This window comes from Citrobacter braakii, assembly GCF_002075345.1.
In the GTDB taxonomy this organism is placed as follows: Bacteria; Pseudomonadota; Gammaproteobacteria; order Enterobacterales; family Enterobacteriaceae; genus Citrobacter; species Citrobacter braakii.
On record NZ_NAEW01000005.1, the window covers coordinates 351806 to 371817 of the forward strand.

Annotated in this window: 15 protein-coding genes; 6 read left to right on the forward strand and 9 right to left on the reverse strand. The window is 53.9% G+C overall.

Features of this window, described 5'->3' with window-relative positions; all coding sequences use genetic code 11:
- Positions 1 to 18: 18 nt before the first annotated feature.
- Positions 19 to 1527 carry a glycerol-3-phosphate dehydrogenase gene (glpD, locus tag BZK42_RS13760; RefSeq protein ID WP_047358174.1) on the reverse strand — a complete coding sequence of 503 codons (1509 nt, stop codon included), beginning with the start codon at positions 1525 to 1527 and terminating at the stop codon, positions 19 to 21.
- A gap of 198 nt (positions 1528 to 1725) precedes the next feature.
- Between glpD and glpE the strand changes: the two genes are divergently transcribed.
- The 3 genes from glpE to BZK42_RS13775 all read left to right on the forward strand — a co-directional run bounded on the left by glpE (position 1726) and on the right by BZK42_RS13775 (position 3826).
- Positions 1726 to 2052: a thiosulfate sulfurtransferase GlpE gene (gene glpE, locus BZK42_RS13765; RefSeq protein WP_016157651.1), complete on the forward strand. Its 327-nt coding sequence runs from the start codon at positions 1726 to 1728 to the stop codon at positions 2050 to 2052.
- A gap of 169 nt (positions 2053 to 2221) precedes the next feature.
- Positions 2222 to 3052, forward strand: coding sequence for a rhomboid family intramembrane serine protease GlpG (gene glpG, locus BZK42_RS13770; RefSeq protein WP_080859330.1), 831 nt, complete (start codon positions 2222 to 2224; stop codon positions 3050 to 3052).
- Positions 3053 to 3067: 15 nt separating this feature from the next.
- On the forward strand, positions 3068 to 3826 hold the full coding sequence (locus BZK42_RS13775) for a DeoR/GlpR family transcriptional regulator (RefSeq protein WP_003023499.1): 759 nt from the start codon (positions 3068 to 3070) through the stop codon (positions 3824 to 3826).
- Between the two features lie 41 nt (positions 3827 to 3867).
- Here the strand turns inward: BZK42_RS13775 and malT are convergent, their stop codons facing one another.
- Complete coding sequence (malT, locus tag BZK42_RS13780) at positions 3868 to 6573, reverse strand: HTH-type transcriptional regulator MalT (protein WP_080859331.1); 2706 nt, start codon at positions 6571 to 6573, stop codon at positions 3868 to 3870.
- A gap of 629 nt (positions 6574 to 7202) precedes the next feature.
- On the opposite strand from malT, the gene malP reads away from it, so the two are divergent.
- Positions 7203 to 9596 carry a maltodextrin phosphorylase gene (gene malP, locus BZK42_RS13785; RefSeq protein ID WP_080859332.1) on the forward strand — a complete coding sequence of 798 codons (2394 nt, stop codon included), beginning with the start codon at positions 7203 to 7205 and terminating at the stop codon, positions 9594 to 9596.
- A 9-nt stretch (positions 9597 to 9605) separates the two neighbouring features.
- Entirely contained in the window at positions 9606 to 11693 is a 2088-nt protein-coding gene (gene malQ, locus BZK42_RS13790) for a 4-alpha-glucanotransferase (RefSeq protein WP_047415957.1), read from the forward strand.
- Positions 11694 to 11773: 80 nt separating this feature from the next.
- On the opposite strand, the gene gntT is transcribed toward malQ, so the two are convergent.
- The 3 genes from gntT to gntX form a co-directional block, all read right to left on the reverse strand.
- Positions 11774 to 13090 (reverse strand): gluconate transporter, encoded by a 1317-nt coding sequence (gene gntT, locus BZK42_RS13795; protein ID WP_003023507.1) that lies wholly within the window; start codon positions 13088 to 13090, stop codon positions 11774 to 11776.
- A gap of 379 nt (positions 13091 to 13469) precedes the next feature.
- The gene (gene nfuA, locus BZK42_RS13800) at positions 13470 to 14045 is read right to left on the reverse strand and encodes a Fe-S biogenesis protein NfuA (RefSeq protein WP_003023509.1); all 576 of its coding nucleotides are present in this window, start codon (positions 14043 to 14045) and stop codon (positions 13470 to 13472) included.
- A 58-nt stretch (positions 14046 to 14103) separates the two neighbouring features.
- A complete protein-coding gene (gene gntX, locus BZK42_RS13805; protein WP_080859333.1) occupies positions 14104 to 14787 on the reverse strand; it encodes a DNA utilization protein GntX in 684 nt (227 codons plus the stop codon).
- A 37-nt stretch (positions 14788 to 14824) separates the two neighbouring features.
- Between gntX and bioH the strand changes: the two genes are divergently transcribed.
- Positions 14825 to 15595, forward strand: a complete 771-nt coding sequence (gene bioH, locus BZK42_RS13810) for a pimeloyl-ACP methyl ester esterase BioH (RefSeq protein ID WP_016154806.1) — start codon at positions 14825 to 14827, stop codon at positions 15593 to 15595.
- Between the two features lie 44 nt (positions 15596 to 15639).
- On the opposite strand, the gene BZK42_RS13815 is transcribed toward bioH, so the two are convergent.
- From BZK42_RS13815 to feoA, 4 genes are all read right to left on the reverse strand, one after another.
- Entirely contained in the window at positions 15640 to 16590 is a 951-nt protein-coding gene (locus BZK42_RS13815) for an Rpn family recombination-promoting nuclease/putative transposase (protein WP_080859334.1), read from the reverse strand.
- Positions 16591 to 16825: 235 nt separating this feature from the next.
- Entirely contained in the window at positions 16826 to 17062 is a 237-nt protein-coding gene (gene feoC / locus BZK42_RS13820; RefSeq protein ID WP_080859335.1) for a [Fe-S]-dependent transcriptional repressor FeoC, read from the reverse strand.
- Between the two features lie 11 nt (positions 17063 to 17073).
- Positions 17074 to 19392, reverse strand: a complete 2319-nt coding sequence (feoB, locus tag BZK42_RS13825; RefSeq protein ID WP_016157644.1) for a Fe(2+) transporter permease subunit FeoB — start codon at positions 19390 to 19392, stop codon at positions 17074 to 17076.
- Positions 19393 to 19410: 18 nt separating this feature from the next.
- A complete protein-coding gene (gene feoA / locus BZK42_RS13830) occupies positions 19411 to 19638 on the reverse strand; it encodes a ferrous iron transporter A (RefSeq protein ID WP_003023519.1) in 228 nt (75 codons plus the stop codon).
- Positions 19639 to 20012: the final 374 nt, after the last annotated feature.

Sequence of the window (20012 nt, forward strand, 5' to 3'; positions counted from 1 at the left end):
AGTTTTATATCGAGTGTCTTAAGACGCCAGCGACAGCTGCTGTTTCTCAATGTACTCCGCCAGCCACTGGGTCATGCGCGACTGCTGTTCAGCGTTCAGCCACATACCTTCTTTCGTGCGACGCCACAGCGCATCTTCCGCACGGCGCACCCATTCGTGATCGACCAGATATTTCAGCTCGGCCTCATAGAACTCATGGCCGAAGTCTTCACCTAACTCGGCAAGCGAGGTGGCTTTCCCGATAATCCATTCGGTGTTACTGCCGTAGGTGCGCGAATAATGGCGCGCCAGCGACTCGGTCAGGAACGGGTAGCGACGGCGCAGTTTGGCCGCGTAATCTTCACGATCGCCGCCGATGTCACCGCCTGGCAGAATGCACTCTTTTGTCCACGCCGGACCGATTCCCTGATAGTACGACGCCAGTTTTTCCATCGCGTGTTCGGCCAGCTTACGATAGGTCGTTAGCTTACCACCAAAGACCGACAGCAGCGGCGCTTTGCCGTTTTCGTCGTGGATATCCAGCGTGTAATCACGGGTGATAGCCTGCGGCGAGTCGGACTCGTCATCGCACAGCGGACGTACGCCCGAGTAGGTCCAGACGATATCGTCACGGCCCAGTTGTTTCTTAAAGTGCGCGTTGTAGACCTTCAGCAGGTAATTGATTTCACTCTCATCAATTTTTACCGCTTTCGGATCGCCTTTGTATTCGACGTCAGTCGTCCCGATGATCGAGAATTCGTCCATCCATGGGATGACAAACACAATACGTTTATCTTCGTTTTGCAGTATATAAGCTTGCTTCTGGGTATGGACGCGCGGCACTACGATGTGACTGCCTTTAATCAGACGAATACCGTACGGCGATGGCAGATGCATGCCGTCGTCGAAGAACTCTTTCACCCATGGGCCGGTGGCATTGACCAGACCACGCGCCTGCCAGGTGTGCTTTTTACCGGTATCGATATCTTCAGCTTCAACAATCCACAAACCGTTTTCACGGCGAGCGGAGGTAGCGCGAGTGCGGGTTAACACCTCTCCGCCTTTGCGTACGACCATTTGGGCGTTTGCCAAAACCAGCCGCGCATCGTCTACCCAGCAGTCAGAATATTCGAAACCGCGCACAATCTCAGGTTTCATTACGGAATCTGCGCCAAAACGCAAGCCGGTCGAACTCGGCAAACTGGTGCGTTTGCCCAGATGATCGTACATAAACAGACCAATACGGATCATCCACGCTGGACGCAGGTGCGGGCGATGGGGCAGACGAAAGCGCATCGGGAAGGCGATATGCGGTGCCATTTTCAACAACACCTCACGTTCGGCCAGCGCTTCGCTCACCAGGCGAAATTCGTAGTGTTCCAGGTAGCGCAGGCCACCGTGGATGAGTTTGGAGCTAGCGGAGGAGGTGGCGCAGGCTAAATCCTGCGCTTCCAGCATCAGCACGGATAAACCGCGTCCAGCGGCATCTGCCGCGATACCGGCACCGTTGATGCCTCCACCTATCACAATCAGATCTTTGGTTTCCATGCTGGCCTCTCGCACTTTCGTTATGGCTCATTAATGTTCGTTATCGAGCATAGTAGCAAAGAATCGCGCCATTGGTAACATCGGATAAACAATTTACAGTGATACATATAACATTATGGCGTTTAACTGCCGTCGGGACGTACACTAAGAAGTAACATGTCTGAAAAGCGTCACCTGCAATATAAAGAAGAGAGAGCAATGGATCAGTTTGAATGTATTAATGTCGAAGAAGCGCATCAGAAGCTGCACCAGGGGACCGCGGTGTTAGTGGATATCCGCGACCCGCAAAGCTATGCGATGGGTCACGCCCCGCAGGCGTTTCATCTGACGAACGACACGCTGGGGTCATTTATGCGCGAGCATGATTTCGACACCGCCGTGTTAGTAATGTGTTATCACGGCAACAGCAGTAAAGGCGCGGCGCAATATCTTCTTCAGCAGGGCTATGACGCGGTTTACAGTGTTGACGGCGGCTTCGACGCCTGGCATCGACATTTTCCGGCAGAAGTGGCATACGGTTCGTAAGACTATACCCAAATAATTCGAGTTGCATCGCGACGGCGACGCAGCAAATCTCCGGGCGCGTACGAACAGTATCTGACCGGAGTGAGTGAGGAAAGCCAACAAAGATGCAGCTCGAAGTAAGAAGGGTATATATACTGTCCTCTTTTGTGTGGAATAAGCGACAGCAACCATGTTGATGATTACCTCTTTTGCTAACCCCCGCGTGGCGCAGGCATTTGTTGATTATATGGCGACACAGGGCGTTATCCTGACGATTCAACAACATCAGCAAACGGATGTCTGGCTGGCGGATGAGGCCCAGGCTGAGCGCGTGCATGCTGAGCTGGCGCGGTTTCTGGAGAATCCAGGCGATCCGCGTTACCTCGCGGCAAGCTGGCAGTCGGGTCATACCGACAGCGGTCTGCGCTATCAGCGTTATCCGTTCCTGGCAACTTTGCGCGAACGCGCAGGCCCGGTGACCTGGGTGGTGATGGCCGCGTGTGTGCTGGTGTTTATCGCGATGAACACGCTGGGCGACCAGACCGTGATGCTCTGGCTGGCATGGCCGTTTGACCCTTCGCTGAAATTTGAATTCTGGCGTTATTTTACCCACGCTTTTATGCACTTCTCGCTGATGCATATTCTGTTCAACCTGCTGTGGTGGTGGTATCTCGGCGGTGCGGTAGAAAAGCGTCTGGGCAGCGGAAAACTGATTGTAATTACCGTGATCAGCGCCCTGCTAAGCGGCTACGTTCAGCAGAAATTTAGCGGCCCGTGGTTTGGTGGGCTGTCTGGCGTGGTATATGCGCTGATGGGTTATGTGTGGTTGCGTGGCGAGCGCGATCCACAAAGTGGTATTTTCCTGCAGCGTGGTTTGATTATCTTTGCTTTGATCTGGATTGTTGCCGGCTGGTTTGATGTGTTCGGCATGTCGATGGCGAACGGCGCACATATCGCCGGGCTGGCCGTGGGTCTGGCAATGGCGTTTGCCGATACTATGAATGTACGAAAACGAACGTAATTTCAGGGAACAATAATGAAGCAAACACAACGACATGACGCGATCATCGAGCTGGTAAAGAAACAGGGATACGTCAGTACCGAGGAGCTGGTGGAGCATTTCTCCGTCAGCCCGCAGACGATTCGCCGCGATCTTAACGATCTGGCCGATCAGAACATGATTTTGCGCCATCACGGTGGCGCGGCGCTGCCCTCCAGCTCGGTCAACACCCCGTGGCATGACCGTAAAGCGACACAGACGGCGGAAAAAGAGCGCATTGCCCGCAAAGTTGCCACGCAGATCCCGAACGGTTCTACGTTGTTCATTGATATCGGCACTACGCCGGAAGCGGTGGCTCACGCGCTGCTCAATCACAGCAATTTACGCATTGTGACCAACAACCTCAATGTGGCGAATACGCTGATGGCGAAAGAGGATTTCCGCATCATACTCGCCGGTGGCGAACTGCGTAGCCGCGACGGCGGTATTATGGGCGAAGCGACCCTCGACTTTATTTCTCAGTTCCGCCTGGACTTCGGCATCTTAGGGATTAGCGGTATCGATAGCGATGGCTCCCTGCTGGAGTTTGATTATCACGAAGTTCGCACCAAGCGCGCGATTATTGAGAATTCACGGCATGTGATGCTGGTGGTGGATCACTCGAAGTTTGGGCGTAACGCGATGGTGAATATGGGCAGTATCAGCATGGTGGATGCGGTGTATACCGACACGCTGCCGCCAGCTGGCGTGATGCAGGTTATTGCGGACCATCATATTCAGTTAGAGCTGTGCTAAGTTAATTCCAGGCCTGATAAGCGTAGCGTATCAGGCATTAACTAAACCCCATACCCCATCATTTTCAGCAGTTTCTGCGCATGTTGCACTGCATCCTGGCGGTGTGCGACGCCGAGCTTTTGATACAAATTGCGGATGTGCGTCTTGATGGTCGTTGCCGCGACGGCCAATTCTCCGGCGATCTGCTCGTTGCTGTAGCCCGAATAAATCAGCCCCAGAACCTGCCATTCGCGCTGGGTCAGCGGGCTGGTCCGGATAAGCTCCGGTACTTCCGGGTGAGTAAGCAGACGCTCAACGAACCCTTCATCGAAGTGGGCGAATTTATGGCGGTGATGCTGGTTAATCTCACGCAAAATACGCTGGGCGCGGTGCTGATCGAGTTCCGGTAAGGTATTGAGCTGAATCAGCTGACGCAGTTGCTGCGCCATGGCCTCACCTTCAATGACAAAGTGACTGATAAATCCGGTGCGGTTCGCCAGCTGCAGCGCGTCGAGTAACACGCGCTGTGCGTCATTTTTGCGTCCTGCCTGCCAGTAGAGCTGATTAAGCAGCAGCAGGTTACGGTTCAGATCGCTCATCAGGCGCAGATTGCGCGCATTTTCATTCAACTCTTCCAGCACAATCTCAGCCGGTTCAAACTCGCCCAGCAGGATCTGCGCGCGGGCGATGTTGCGCCACTGGCTTTGCAGAAAGTGGTTATTGGCGAATTCCGGTTTCGGCGTGTGGCGCAGCCAGTTGGCGGCCGAATTTTTGTCGCCCACCATTTGCCAGTAAATCACCCGTACCTTATCGGCGTTCGAGATCCAGTCAGTGTGATAGTGACCGTTACCCAGCAGGTTTTCCAGGCGGTTGAGCAGGCTACGCGCATTATCCAGATCCCCCCGGGCCAGCGAACATTGAATCAGCAGCGCCAGGCACTGTAGCTGTTGCTGCGGCTGGAATGTGGAAAGCAGTTCAATACCCGCGCGGGCAGACGCTTCCGATTCGTCCAGGCGCGCCCATGCCCACAGCAGCTGCGCGCGAATACGCACCAGGAACTCGTGCATCGGCAACTGTTCCAGATGCTGCTCTTTGATCAACTGAAACGCTTTTTCCTGAGTCTCCCAGGCGGCCTGTAAAAAGCCCTGGGCAAACAAAATTTCACTTTGCTGAATTAAACTCCACAGCGCGTAATGCCAGACGTCATGGTGGCGCGCCATTTGCTCGGTTTGCTGCATCAACGCCAGAGAACGCGTGAGATCGCCCTTACAGTGCAGGACTTCACCGTGTACCGAGGTGGCGACGATACGGCTATAGAACCAGGCGATGGGTAACTCATCCAGCGCCAGCTTTGCCAGGCGCTCGGCTTCGTCAGGATTGCCGTCGTTAATCGCGACCTGCGCACGCAGGGCGTTAAATTCGGCGTGCAGCGTCGGTTCCATGTCGCCTTTCATTTCCTGCTCAGCGCGTGCCAGCAGGGTATTAACCTCGCCGTAGCGGTGCTGGCTTTGCATCAGCCAGGCTTGCAGCAGAACCAGACGCGGATTTTCCAGCAGACTTTCCCACGGCAGAGCTTTCAGCGACTCTTCCAGTAATGTCAGTTCGCTGTGGTTAAACAGTCCCCACGCATGGTTAAGCAGGATATCGCGTAGCATATGGGCGTCGCCTGCCGCCAGCGCGTGGTGGATAGCTTCGCTGGGGAAACCTTGCGCCATCCAGCTTTCAGCGGCGGCGCGGTGTATTTCGGGCAGTTCGCTTGCCAGTTCCCACTGACAGCGCTGGCGTAAAAAGCTGCCAAACAGCGGGTGATAGCTGAACCACTCACCGACGTCATCCATCCGCTGCAAGAATAATCCCTGGCGTTCAATCTCCTCCAGCCGCATCTGGCCGTTTTCTTCCCCGGTGACCCGGACGATCAGTGCGTCGTTCATTGAGCGCAGAATGGCGCTTTTCAGCAGGAAATGACGGGTGCCGAGGTCGACGCTGTCCAGCACTTCATCAACCAGATAATCGGACAGATGGCTGGCGTTGATCCCGGCGAGGCTGCGTGCGGACTGATGCGCAGAATGGTTGTTCTGGCGGGCGGAGAGGGCAATCAGCTGTAACGCCGTGGCCCAGCCAGCAACGTCATCGCACATCCGGCTGCTTTCTGCCGCTTCGATAGGCGAGGACAAACGTCTATCGAAAAATTGTTTGGCTTCCTGGTGGTTAAACGCCAGCTGTTGGCTGCCTATCTCCAGCAACTGATCGCGTACTCGCAGGTTGGCAATACCCAACTGCGGCAGGTTGCGCGACAGCACGACCAGCGTGAGGTTCTCAGGCTGATGACGCAGGAAGAAACGCATCGCTTCGTGAATTGCCGGATTGGAGATGAGATGATAATCATCCACTACCAGGTAGAGCGGGCGGTGCCACTCGGCCAGTTCAATAAATAGCTGTGCAAACAGTGACGTCAGGCTGGCGTATTGGCGCTTTTGCACCATCGCTTCGCTGGTGGTGCAGTGTCCACCGGTTGCCTGTTGGATAGCGGCGATCAGATAGCTGGCAAAGCGCTCTTGTTGATTATCGCCTTCATCCAGAGAGTACCAGCCTAAGTCGTTCTTCCCCGCTGCCCATTGTGAAACCAACGTTGTTTTTCCATAACCAGCAGGACTTGTTATCAGGGCAAGCCTGAAATTGTTCGCGCCGGAAAGTTTAGCCAACAGGCGCTCACGAACCACCGTATGGTCGAGTCGAACCGGACGACTTAATTTAGACGGAATCAACATAAGTTAGTCACTTCACTGTGTGAAAATGGGGAAAAATGATTTTTTTTGCGCTTCGTAATTAATAGATATAAGGTCGGCCAGATTAGTGTTTTATGCAAGCTAAGCGGACTTTTTGTGTGTCTGATTTTGCACTATGTCACAAATCTAAACATCTATTACATTAATTGCTTTAAAGAGTCACAACAGGCGTGGCGACTGGATCCGTCGGTATTTTGGCTGAGCCGAAAAATACCTCCCTTTTTATAAGGTTACTCAGTTGCTTAATGTAAAGAGCCGAATTTTGTGGCCGACTTAAAAGTTTTATGTGAATTATCTTATCCACCTTGGATATTTCAGGTTAGAAACTATTTCTCTGTTTACAGATTGTTTCCCATCGTCACCCCTCTATTTGATATTGTCGATTTATCTCTTGTTATTAATGCGTCGTCCGTTGGGCATTACAGGGGCGTTATGCCGGACTTACGCGAATTTACGGGCGATAACACCCTCTTTAAGTGGCAGCGATCACACTTTTATGCTCATCCCCGCTCCTCCTCCCTGCCTAATCCATGCCAGGATGAGGAAGGTCAACAACGAGCCTGGCAAACTAGCGATAACGTTGTTTTATTACCTAAGGATCTGGAACCCCTATGTCACAGCCTACTTTCAACAAAGATCAATTTCAGGCTGCCCTGACGCGTCAGTGGCAGCGCTTCGGTTTACTGTCGGCTCAAGAAATGACGTCGCGCCAGTGGTGGCAGGCAGTGAGTGGGGCGTTGGCTGAGTTACTCAGCGCCCAGCCTGCGGCGAAGCCGGCAAAAAATCAGCGCCATGTTAACTACATCTCGATGGAGTTTTTGATTGGCCGTCTGACTGGCAACAACTTACTCAATCTCGGCTGGTATCAGGCGGTGAGCGATGAGCTGAAAGCGCATGACGTCAACCTGACCGACCTGCTGGAAGAAGAGATCGACCCGGCGCTGGGTAACGGTGGATTGGGACGCCTGGCGGCCTGCTTCCTTGATTCGATGGCGACAGTCGGTCAATCGGCGACGGGCTATGGTCTCAACTACCAGTACGGCCTGTTCCGTCAGTCATTTGCCGATGGACAGCAGATGGAAGCCCCGGATGACTGGCATCGCGGCAGCTATCCGTGGTTCCGTCACAACGAGGCACTGGATGTGCAAGTAGGGATTGGCGGCAAGGTCACCAAAGAAGGGCACTGGGAGCCGGGGTTTGTTATCACCGGCCAGGCCTGGGATCTACCGGTTCTCGGCTACCGTAACGGCGTGGCGCAACCGCTGCGTCTGTGGCAGGCCAGTCACGCGCATCCGTTTAACCTGACCAAATTTAATGACGGCGATTTCCTGCGCGCAGAGCAGCAGGGCATCGACGCTGAAAAACTCACCAAAGTGCTGTACCCGAACGACAACCACACCGCGGGTAAAAAGCTGCGCCTGATGCAGCAATACTTCCAGTGCGCTTGCTCCGTAGCTGACATTCTGCGCCGCCATCATCTGGCAGGGCGTAAACTGCATGAGCTGGCTGATTTTGAGGTGATTCAGCTCAACGATACTCACCCGACCATCGCCATCCCTGAGCTACTGCGTGTACTGATTGATGAGCACCAGATGAGCTGGGACGATGCGTGGGCTATTACCAGTAAGACCTTTGCTTATACCAACCACACTTTGATGCCAGAGGCGCTGGAGTGCTGGGACGAGAAGCTGGTGAAAGCACTACTGCCGCGCCATATGCAAATCATCAAAGAGATTAACGACCGCTTTAAGACGCTGGTCGATAAAACCTGGCCGGGTGACGCTGACGTTTGGGCGAAGCTGGCGGTGGTGCACAACAAACAGGTGCGTATGGCCAACATGTGCGTGGTCAGCGGCTTTGCGGTTAACGGCGTGGCGGCGCTGCACTCCGATTTGGTAGTGAAGGATCTGTTCCCGGAATATCATCAGCTCTGGCCGAACAAATTCCATAACGTCACTAACGGGATTACTCCGCGTCGCTGGATTAAGCAGTGCAACCCGGCACTTGCCGCGCTGCTGGATAAATCGCTGAAAAAAGAGTGGGCCAACGACCTCGATCAGTTGATTAACCTGGAAAAATACGCCGACGACGCGAAGTTTCGTCAGCAGTATCGTGACATCAAGCTGGCGAACAAAGTGCGTCTGGTGAAGTTTATTAAAGCGCGTACCGGTATTGAGATAACGACTAACGCTCTCTTTGATATTCAGATTAAACGCCTGCATGAGTACAAGCGTCAGCACCTCAACTTGCTGCATATTCTGGCGTTATACAAAGAAATCCGTGAGAACCCGCAGGCCGATCGCGTGCCGCGCGTATTCCTGTTTGGCGCGAAAGCCGCTCCGGGTTACTACCTGGCGAAAAATATCATCTTCGCCATTAACAAGGTTGCAGAAACCATCAATAACGACCCGCAAGTGGGCGACAAGCTGAAGGTCGTATTCCTGCCGGATTATTGTGTCTCGGCGGCGGAAATGTTGATCCCAGCGGCGGATATCTCTGAGCAAATCTCCACCGCAGGGAAAGAGGCTTCCGGCACCGGTAACATGAAGCTGGCGCTGAACGGTGCGTTAACCGTCGGTACGCTGGATGGCGCAAACGTCGAAATCGCCGAGAAGGTAGGTGACGAGAATATCTTTATCTTTGGTCATACCGTGGAAGAGGTGAAGGCGCTCAAGGCCAAAGGTTACGACCCGGTGAAATGGCGTAAGAAAGATAAAGTGCTTGATGCTGTTCTGAAAGAGCTGGAAAGCGGGAAATACAGCGACGGTGATAAACATGCTTTCGACCAGATGCTGCACAGTATTGGCAAGCAGGGCGGTGACCCGTATCTGGTAATGGCGGACTTCGCGGCCTACGTTGAAGCCCAGAAGCAGGTTGACGTGTTGTATCGTGACCAGGAAGCCTGGACCCGGGCGGCGATTCTGAATACCGCGCGTTGCGGCATGTTCAGTTCGGATCGCTCCATCCGCGATTATCAGACTCGTATCTGGCAGGCGAAACGTTAAGGAATCGCGATGGAAAGCAAACGTCTGGATAATGCCGCGTTGGCGGCGGGGATCAGCCCCAATTACATTAATGCCCACGGTAAACCGCAGTCTATTGGCGTCGAAACCAAGCGGCGTTTGCTTGACGCTATGCATCGCTCCACCGCCACCGCTCAGGTGGCGGTGACCCCGGTGCCGAATGTCATGGTTTATACCGCTGGTAAGAAAATGCCGCTGGCAGTTGAGGGACGCGGAGAGTTTACCTGGCTGCTGACCACCGAAGAGGGCGTGCAGCACAAAGGGCATGCCGTCGGCGGTAAATCGTTCAACCTTCCGGCGAAGCTGCCGGAAGGGTATCACACGCTTACCCTCACCCAGGGGGAGTTGCGTACCCATTGCCGCATCATCGTCGCGCCGAAACGCTGCTATGAGCCGCAGGCTCTGTTAGCCGGGCAGAAGCTGTGGGGCGCATGCGTTCAGCTCTATACCCTGCGTTCAGAAAAAAACTGGGGGATTGGCGACTTTGGCGATCTCCGTGCCATGCTGGTGGAGGTGGCGCAACGCGGCGGCGCGTTTATCGGCCTGAATCCGATTCACGCGCTGTATCCGGCGAACCCGGAGAGTGCCAGTCCGTACAGCCCGTCGTCACGCCGCTGGCTGAACGTTATTTATATAGATGTGAACGCAGTAGACGATTTTCGCCTGAGTAAAGAGGCGCAGGCCTGGTGGCAGAAACCCGCGACTCAGCAAGCTCTGCAACGCGCGCGTGATACCGAGTGGGTTGATTATTCTGCCGTTACCGCATTGAAGATGACAGCGCTGCGTATGGCATGGAAAAGCTTCTCTGCACGTGACGATGAGCAGATGGCGGCATTTCGCCAGTTTGTGACTCAGGAAGGGGATAGCCTGTACTGGCAGGCGGCCTTTGACGCGCTGCATGCGCATCAGGTGAAAGAGGACGCACTGCGCTGGGGCTGGCCGGTGTGGCCGCAAGCTTTCCAGTCGGTGGATTCGCCAGAGGTAAAACGCTTTTGCGAAGAGTATCGTGATGAAGTGGATTTCTACCTGTGGTTGCAGTGGCTGGCGTATACCCAGTTTGCTGATTGCTGGAAAACCAGCCAGGGCTTTGCGATGCCGATTGGATTATATCGCGATCTGGCTGTCGGCGTAGCCGAAGGCGGGGCGGAAACCTGGTGCGACCGCGAGTTGTATTGCCTGAAAGCCTCGGTTGGCGCACCGCCGGATATTCTCGGTCCGCTCGGGCAAAACTGGGGATTGCCGCCGATGGATCCGCATATCATCACGGCACGCGCTTACGAACCGTTTATCGAACTGCTGCGTGCCAATATGCAGAACTGCGGTGCGTTGCGTATCGACCATGTTATGTCGATGCTGCGTCTGTGGTGGATCCCTTACGGTGAAACTGCCGATCACGGCGCCTACGTGCATTATCCGGTCGACGATCTGCTTTCAATTCTGGCGCTGGAAAGTAAACGTCATCACTGCATGGTAATTGGTGAAGATCTGGGGACTGTGCCGGTAGAGATCGTCAGCAAGCTGCGTGACAGCGGCGTGTACTCCTACAAAGTGCTTTATTTTGAGAATGACCATGAGAAAAATTTCCGCGCGCCGAAAGCGTACCCGGAACAATCAATGGCAGTCGCGGCGACGCATGACCTTCCTACGCTTAAAGGTTATTGGGATAGCGGCGATCTGACGCTGGGTAAGGCGCTGGGTCTGTACCCGGATGAAGTCGTGCTGCGTGGGTTGTATCAGGACAGAGAACTGGCGAAACAGGGGCTGCTGGACGCGCTGCACAAATACGGGTGCCTGCCAAAACGTGCTGGTCACAAGGCGTCACTGATGTCGATGACGCCGATTCTTAATCGCGGCATGCAACGCTACATCGCTGACAGCAACAGTGCGCTGTTGGGCCTGCAACCGGAAGACTGGCTGGATATGGCTGAGCCGGTCAATATTCCCGGGACCAGCGATCAGTACAAAAACTGGCGGCGTAAGCTCACCGCCACGCTGGAGCAGATGTTTGCCGATGACGGTGTGAACAAGCTGATTAAGGATTTGGATAAGCGCCGAAAAGCGGCCGCGAAGAAGAAGTAATAAAGCCGGGGATTTCCCCGGCTTTTTTAGGGTGATAGCAGTTAGGCCGGGTAAGCGAAGCGCCACCCGGCACAGTTTTATCAGACCACCATACCCAGCAGCAGACACCCTACAAGACCGCAGACGGAGATAATGGTTTCCAGCATTGACCATGACTTGATGGTTTCACCGATGGTCAAGTTGAAGTACTCCTTGAACAGCCAGAAGCCCGGATCGTTCACGTGGGAGAAAATGACGGAGCCGGAACCAACCGCAATAACCATTAGCTCAGGGCTTACGCCGGTCGTTGCAATCAGCGGTGCCACAATCCCACCAGCGGTGATCGCCGCTACGGTTGCGGAGCCCAGTGCGATACGCAGTACCGCAGCGATAGACCATGCCATCAGCAGCGGAGAAACGTTTGAACCGTGCATCATTGACGCGATGTACTTGTCCACGCCGCTATCCACCAGGACCTGTTTGAAGGCACCGCCACCACCAATGATCAACAGCATCATCGCGATGATTTTGATGGAGGACACCAGCGTGTCGTTGATCTGATCCATCGAACGTCCACGGTTCAGACCAAAAGTGAACATTGCAATCAGCACCGCGATAAGCGTTGCCATAACCGGGTCACCCAGGAATTCTGCCACCGTCAGGAAAGCGTGGCCTTTTGGCAGAATCATCTCCGCCACGGCGCGCATTGCCATCAGGATAACCGGTACCAGGGAGGTCCAGACGCTGACGCCAAAGCCAGGCATCTCTTCTTCGGTAAACGTTTTCGCGCTGTACAGACCTTCCGGGATTGGCTTATCGATGCCTTTCAGGAAGCGAGCGTACACCGGACCGGCGAGAATAACGGTCGGGATTGCCAGAATCGTACCAAACAGCAGGGTTTTACCCATATCTGCATGGAAAATGGTGGCAATAGCGGTCGGACCTGGGTGCGGCGGCAGGAAGCCGTGAGTTACGGACAGCGCAGCAGCCATCGGCACGCCAACATACAGCAGCGGGATGTTGGCAGCAGCGGCGATGGTGAACACCAGCGGCAGCATCAGCACGAAGCCGACTTCGTAGAACAGGGCAAAACCGACGGTGAAGCCGGTTAATACCACCGCCCACTGAATATGTTTTTTGCCGAATTTAGCAATCAGGGTGGTTGCGATGCGTTGTGCGCCGCCGCAGTCCGCCAGCATTTTGCCCAGCATGGCGCCAAAACCCATAATCAGGGCGAGGCTGCCAAGGGTTCCGCCGACGCCGGCTTTAATCGAACCGATGACTTTATCCAGTGGCATCCCTTGCATCAATCCGACAGCAAGCGCCACCAGGACGAGAGCGATGAAGCCGTTCATTTTGAAACGGATCATCAGGAGGAGTAACAAGATTACACCGATAGCAACGATGACTAATGGCATGATTTACCTGGCCTTTACTTTGTTATGGGTAACGTCAGTGTTTAGATGACAAATTCCGATTGTCCCGACCGGGAACAGAGCATTCTCAGCACCAATGCTGGTTGCCTTCAAAACTAATCAGTTTAGCTGGCTGTTATGTGTGTGTTAGGTGCTGATGCGAATGATACGGGTAACATGCGGCGCTTGAAAATCACCTGGGCAGGCAAAATTTAAATTATGAGAGGCTGGTCAAATTATGAAGGGGATTGTTGCAGGAAATATGCGGAGAAATGCAAGGTTGTAGGCCGGATAAAGCGATTACGCTGCCATCCGGCATCAATGCCCGATGGCGGCGCGGATGCGTCTTAACGGGCCTACGGAAACTCGACAGGTTGAGGCGTTAGTAGTAAGAGTGCTCGCCGCGCTGGTGTTCGGTTAAATCGCGAACGCCTTTCAGTTCAGGGAATTCAGCCAGCAGCTGCTTCTCGATACCTTCTTTCAGCGTTACATCTACCATTGAACAGCCGTTACATCCGCCGCCAAACTGCAGAATAGCGTAGCCTTCATCGGTGATTTCCATCAGAGAGACGCGACCACCGTGACCTGCCAGCTGTGGGTTGATCTGCGATTGCAACATGTACTCCACGCGTTCCATCAGCGGCGCATCATCGGCAACTTTACGCATTTTGGCGTTTGGTGCTTTCAGGGTCAGTTGGGAGCCTAACTGGTCGGTAACGAAATCGATTTCTGCATCTTCCAGATACGGTGCGCTCAGTTCATCAACATATGCGGTCAGCAGGTCAAATTTAATGGCGGTGTCGGTTGCTTCCACGGCGTCCGGCGGACAATAAGAAACGCCGCATTCAGCGTTAGGCGTGCCGGGATTAATCACAAATACGCGGATTTGTGTCCCTTCTTCCTGATTTGCCAGCAGTTTGGCAAAGTGCGCTTGTGCAGCATCGGAAATATGGATCATAGTAATGGCCTAATAGTTGACTATTTTACTTGGTTATAATACGCCCATCATCGAGGCTCTACAAGGTTCGACACAGGCACCATACCTGGACAGTCGCCGCGCCGTTGCGTAAAAGCAGCTGCGCGATTTCCGCGACGGTACTTCCGGTAGTGACGACATCATCCACAATGACCATATGGAGTCCCTGCACTGGCAATTCAAGGCGAAAGGCGTTTTTCAGGTTACGTTTACGTAATCGGGCGCTGAGATGGTGCTGTGTGGCGGTTGCCCGAACCCGCGTGATGGCCCGGCTGTCCCAGTCGCAGTCTAGCCAGCGAGCCAGGGGACGACACAGTAAGTCGCTCTGATTAAACCCTCTGCGCCAGTGCCGGCGCTGCCAGAGCGGGACGCTGACGAGCCTGTCCGGCAGAGGAAGACCGCTGACGCGCCGGGCCTGTAATACCTCCAGCAACAGCAAGCGTGAAAGGGCGGGGGCCATTTCGCCACGTCGGGAAAACTTGAGCTGGTGGATAAGCCCGCTCAACGGCAGAGCATAGTCGCTGACGGTAACCAGTCGCTGCCACGGCGGTGGTTTTTGCAGACAGCGCCCGCAGGGAACGACGGTATGTGCGGCAGGGAGTCCACATTGAGGGCACCGGCTGACGTGCTGATGCGTTGCCCGTGTGCAGACTGAACAGATCCCCCAATGCCCTAACGTCAGGGGCATTCGGCATAGCCAGCACAATCCCGGTACTGTTAGCATAGAAGCATCCTTTCAGGCTAAAAGAGAACAATAACTGATGAATGACATCTGGTGGCAGACCCAGGGTTCGGGAAATTGCCATCTTGTGCTGCTGCACGGATGGGGACTGAATGCGCAAGTGTGGCATTGCATAAGCGAGGAACTGAGTTCGCATTTCACGCTGCATCTTGTCGACTTACCGGGATTTGGTCGCAGCCAGGGGTTCGGCGCAATGTCGCTGGAAGAGATGGCTGAGCGGGTAGTAAAACAGGCACCGGAGAAAGCCATCTGGCTCGGCTGGAGTCTGGGCGGGCTGGTCGCAAGCCAGGTGGCGTTAACCCATCCTGAACGTGTTCAGGCGCTGGTGACCGTGGCGTCTTCCCCTTGCTTTAGCGCGCGTGACGAGTGGCCGGGTATCAAGCCAGAAGTGCTGGCAGGTTTCCAGCAGCAGTTGAGCGAAGATTTCCAGCGTACGGTGGAACGTTTTCTGGCGTTGCAGACGATGGGCACGGACACCGCGCGTCAGGATGCGCGGGCACTGAAGAAAACAGTGCTGGCGTTACCCATGCCGAATGTCGAGGTGCTCAATGGCGGACTGGAGATCCTGAAAACGGTCGATCTGCGTGAGCCTCTGTGCGCTGTGGACATGCCTTTTCTGCGGTTGTACGGCTATCTCGATGGACTGGTTCCGCGCAAAGTGGTCCCAATGCTCGATGCCCTGTGGCCGCATAGCGAGTCGTTGATATTTGCTAAAGCGGCGCATGCACCGTTTATCTCGCATCCTGCGGAGTTCTGTGCAGCGCTGGTGGCGTTAAAAAAACGCCTATAAATCTGTTGTGTTGCCCGGTAGAGCCACGCTTACCGGGCTTGAGATTAATGGCTACGCGTAGCCAGATCCTCAGCGGTCAGTCCGGTAATTCTGAAGATGGTCAGCGGATCGATACCATCAGCCTGCAGGGTTGATGCAATACGTAAAGCTTCCTCTCGTTTACCTTGTTGCAAGCCCGTTTGTAACCCCTCTTGTAACCCTTTCATATGGCCTTCCTGAAGACCATTAAGATGCCCTTCTTGTCGTAATCTTTCGGCGATAGTCATCAACTTTTCCTTATGTTGGGGTAAACGTTCGGCGACCTCATGAAGAAACTCGGTAAAATGTGTGGTGTCCCCGACCTGCATTAGATAATTAAACAAGGCTTTCAACTGGCTGTCATTAGCGTGTCCTTTAATAATCAGGATGGCCAGTTTTTCTACCAGCCCCATCAAATCGCGTTTACGAATATGTTTTTGGATGAGTTCCAATAGCGCCATCCGGCGATGCTGCATGATCTCGTTATCGGGAACCACGGTGATATCGATCAGTGGAAACGCTGAGGTATAAAGTTGTCTGGCGGCCTTTGGGTCGTCAAATTCGTCCAGCCAGCAGAGTGAGTAGGGGTATGGGCTTGCCGCGCCATGATAAAAAAGCATGGGTATCACCAGCGGGAGTTTCTTGTGACCTGCAGCCAAATGACGATGCATGACCGCAATGGCATAACGCATCAGCCGAAATGCCATATGGGCATCGGCGGTGCTCTGATGCTCAATGATGGTGTAAATATAGCCATCGCCTTCGCGGGTTTTTAATGACCACAGCACATCGGAATAGTACGCGCGCAAATCGTCCTCAATAAAGCTGCCCGATTCCAGTTGTAGCGTTTTCAGATCGCACAGTTTTTGCAAAGAGGCTGGAAGATGGAGCCGAATAAAGTCGCGTGCGGTAGCAGGGTGGTTTAAGAACGTTTTAAAAATCGCGTCATGCGGCGTAGCAGTCGTGTCAGTATTCATGGCGATCCGTCACCTGAGAAACAAGATGACGAGACTCTACTTCCCTGGTCGCCAGTAATCATCCACGAGTTGATAACGATGCGCGCCAGGCTGGAGGATAGATCTGCTTTGCTGAAACAGAGACATCTTTGTGGAATCCATTACGCAAAAAGCCGGATATCAGCATAAACGCTTTATCGGCCAGGACGTTTGCAGTCATTTTTAGACCGGAAGCGTAGCGCCATCCGGCATCGAACTAGCGCAAAGCCCACCACTCGCGCAGGCAGGCTTTACCTTCCGGACAACTCTTGCAGCTTCCGGAAAGACACCCGTCGGCATCTTCCTGAATCCGCACCGCTTTGCCCATCTTTTCTAACTGATTCAGCATGGCGTCAATCATGGGCTGCGGGGTGTGCAGCGTGTGGCTAATCTGAATTGCCTCCATGCGTCCCCGCAAAGCCAATAAATCACGAACCTGAATAAGCGATGCCATTGTCGATAACCTTAGTGGCAGTCGCCAGTGGTGCTGGAACAGCAGGAGCTTGCCGTCCTGTTGGTCGCCAGCAGTGCGAGATCCACGCGACTGCGAGCTCGACGCAGCAGGCCCAGCAACACAATGTTAAACAGGATGACAGCTAAAATGCACACCAGGCTGTAGGTCGGGTGCTCTTTGTAGCTGACCGCCTGATAAAACAGCGTCGACAGAGAGTAGGCGATGTTCAGGCCCCACAGAATCGAGAAGCTCATCCAGCCACGGCTGGATTCACGTGCAATAGCGCCCATTACCGAAATACACGGCACATACAGCAGCACGAAAATCAGGTAGCTGTAAGCGGCGGCAGCGCTGCCAAATTTTTCGCCCATCACGCCCATTGCACCCGTAGCCATTTCACCGTCGCCCTTGCTGGCTTCAATAGGGTTAGCCAGTACGCTCAGGCTGAAGGTGTCTTTCAGGCTTTGCCAGGTCTCATCTACCGCGCCGAGCAGCTCGTCACCGAGGTGGAAATCTGCCGGGTTGAACTCTTCTTCCTGAATGTTTTCTGCGGTATAGAGCGTGTTCAGCGTACCGACAACCACTTCTTTCGCCATCGCGCCGGTGAACAGACCTACGGTTGCCTGCCAGTTATCTTCATGAACGCCAATCGGCTTGAAGACCGGCGTGATTACGCGGCTGACGGAGGCCAGAGCAGAGTCGTTGATGTTGTCGACGATTTTTCCGCTCAGCGAGAAACTGTTAAACGCGCTGAGGAAAATGCTGACGATGATGATGACTTTACCCGCACGCAGAACGAAGCCTTTCAGGCGTTGCCAGGTCTGAATAATCAGACTCTTAATGTGCGGCACGTGGTACACCGGCAGCTCCATCACGAACGGCGTTGCTTCGCCACGCATGATGGTGTGTTTGAGCATCAGACCGGTCAATACCGCCATAACGATACCCAGTACGTACAGTGAGAAGACCGCCAGCGCACCGTTCTGACCAAAGAACGCTGCGGCAAAGACGGCGAAAATCGCCAGGCGAGCGCCACAGGACATAAACGGCGCCATCATGATGGTCATCAGACGTTCACGCGGGGCGTCCAGCGTACGTGCGCCCATCACTGACGGTACGTTACAGCCAAAGCCGACGATCAGCGGGACAAACGATTTGCCCGGCAGTCCCAGCGCCTGCATCAGACGGTCCATTACAAACGCGGCGCGCGCCATGTAACCGGAGTCTTCCAGGAAGGAGAGGAACAGGTACATCATGCCGATTTGCGGTACCAGTGGCAGCACGGTGTTTATCCCGCCGCCAAGACCTTGCGCCAAAAAGATAGTGAGCCAGTCCGGGAAGTGCAGCGTGTAGCCAATCCACTGAATACCATGGATAAAGAGCGCTACGGAGCCGACGTCAAACAACGGTTGCAGCGCGCCGCCAATGTTGATGGCGAGCAGGAACATCAGGTACATCACGAACAGGAAAATCGGCAGCCCGAGGAAGCGGTTGAGGACGATTTTATCTACTGCGGTGGTGAAGCGGCTTGGCTCTGCCGTCAGGGTGTTGCTGACGGTATCGCAGATAGCGGCAATGCACTGATAGCGCGCATCGGCGATATGCAGTGCCGGATCGTCCATTGTCTCGCTCAGACGTGCAATGGCGGCATCAAGGTTTTGCGCGGCATCCCCCGCGTAGGCCCGGCTGTAGATATCGCCTTCCAGCATCTGCAGGCCCAGCCAGCGGCGCTGTTTTAACGGCATATCTTTGGCCATCGCATCGGCGAGGGAATCCGCTTCCTGCAGCAGCGGTTGGGCATAATGAACCAGCTCGACGGTGTCGTTTTCTTTGTAGCGATCGATCGCCAGTTTCAGCGCTTCAATGCCGCGGGCGCGGGTGGATACCAGCGGAACCACCGGGCAGCCAAGGCGAGCGGAGAGGGCATCGATATCAATACGGATTTGCTGCTTCTCGGCAATATCCAGCATATTCAACGCGACGATGCAGGGGATGCCCAGCTCAAGCAGTTGCAACGTCAGGTAGAGGTTGCGTTCAAGGTTTGAAGCATCGACCACGTTGATCAAGAGATCCGCGTCGCCGCTTAAAATATAGTGACAGGCGATCTGCTCATCGAGAGAGGTCTGAGATGAGATTGTCGTCAGAGAATAGGTGCCGGGTAAATCAACCAGCGTGACCTGGTGGTCCGTCGTTGCGAAATGACCTTCTTTACGCTCAACGGTAACGCCAGCCCAGTTGCCTACACGCTGGCGTGCGCCGGTAAGCTGGTTGAATAAAGTAGTCTTGCCGGAATTAGGATTGCCAATTAAACCAATGGTTAGTTTTTTCATTTTTATAGACTCACTGTATTAACAGGAAACCGCTTCCACTTCTAATAACGCCAGATCTTTCTTACGCAATACCAGACTTACGCGACGCGTTTCGATATGGATAGGATCGCCGAGTGGGGCGACGCGTACCACGTTGAAAGAGGAGCCGGGTAGCATGCCAAGTGACAACAGTTTCTGACGATAAGCCGGGCTGATTTCACGGGCAAAACCGGTAATTTTCCACGCACTGTCAGGAGTGAATTGCATAGGGACCTACTTATATCTCGCTAACTGGATGATTACCTCATGGGGCGGCAAGGCGGCATGAGGCCAGATGATTAGCCAACGTAAGGAAAGAGTAAATAATCAACAGATCAATGATAATGAGAATGGTTTCTATCATCAATAGAATAAATGTGACGGAATGTACAATTGGATAATAATTTGCGCCAATTTTGATATTCCTCAATATTTATTCTGGTTGGGAACGAATGATTCGCGGAAATAATTAGTGAGGATCTTAATGTTTAATTAAGGTTTCATCTGTTAATGAAGTGATAAATATATGGCGGTAGAAAGCGGGAAAGAGACTAAATATGCCGGATGGCGACGCTCACGCGTGTTATCCGGCTTACAAATTA

What these genes read in the sequence shown, in the direction of transcription:
- bioH (WP_016154806.1), top strand. Translation starts at nt 14,825, where the DNA reads ATGAATGACATCTGGTGGCAGACCCAGGGTTCGGGAAATTGCCATCTT.
- gntX (WP_080859333.1), bottom strand. Translation starts at nt 14,787, where the DNA reads ATGCTAACAGTACCGGGATTGTGCTGGCTATGCCGAATGCCCCTGACG.
- nfuA (WP_003023509.1), bottom strand. Translation starts at nt 14,045, where the DNA reads ATGATCCATATTTCCGATGCTGCACAAGCGCACTTTGCCAAACTGCTG.
- gntT (WP_003023507.1), bottom strand. Translation starts at nt 13,090, where the DNA reads ATGCCATTAGTCATCGTTGCTATCGGTGTAATCTTGTTACTCCTCCTG.
- malQ (WP_047415957.1), top strand. Translation starts at nt 9,606, where the DNA reads ATGGAAAGCAAACGTCTGGATAATGCCGCGTTGGCGGCGGGGATCAGC.
- BZK42_RS13775 (WP_003023499.1), top strand. Translation starts at nt 3,068, where the DNA reads ATGAAGCAAACACAACGACATGACGCGATCATCGAGCTGGTAAAGAAA.
- malP (WP_080859332.1), top strand. Translation starts at nt 7,203, where the DNA reads ATGTCACAGCCTACTTTCAACAAAGATCAATTTCAGGCTGCCCTGACG.
- malT (WP_080859331.1), bottom strand. Translation starts at nt 6,573, where the DNA reads ATGTTGATTCCGTCTAAATTAAGTCGTCCGGTTCGACTCGACCATACG.
- feoA (WP_003023519.1), bottom strand. Translation starts at nt 19,638, where the DNA reads ATGCAATTCACTCCTGACAGTGCGTGGAAAATTACCGGTTTTGCCCGT.
- feoC (WP_080859335.1), bottom strand. Translation starts at nt 17,062, where the DNA reads ATGGCATCGCTTATTCAGGTTCGTGATTTATTGGCTTTGCGGGGACGC.
- glpD (WP_047358174.1), bottom strand. Translation starts at nt 1,527, where the DNA reads ATGGAAACCAAAGATCTGATTGTGATAGGTGGAGGCATCAACGGTGCC.
- glpG (WP_080859330.1), top strand. Translation starts at nt 2,222, where the DNA reads ATGTTGATGATTACCTCTTTTGCTAACCCCCGCGTGGCGCAGGCATTT.
- feoB (WP_016157644.1), bottom strand. Translation starts at nt 19,392, where the DNA reads ATGAAAAAACTAACCATTGGTTTAATTGGCAATCCTAATTCCGGCAAG.
- BZK42_RS13815 (WP_080859334.1), bottom strand. Translation starts at nt 16,590, where the DNA reads ATGAATACTGACACGACTGCTACGCCGCATGACGCGATTTTTAAAACG.
- glpE (WP_016157651.1), top strand. Translation starts at nt 1,726, where the DNA reads ATGGATCAGTTTGAATGTATTAATGTCGAAGAAGCGCATCAGAAGCTG.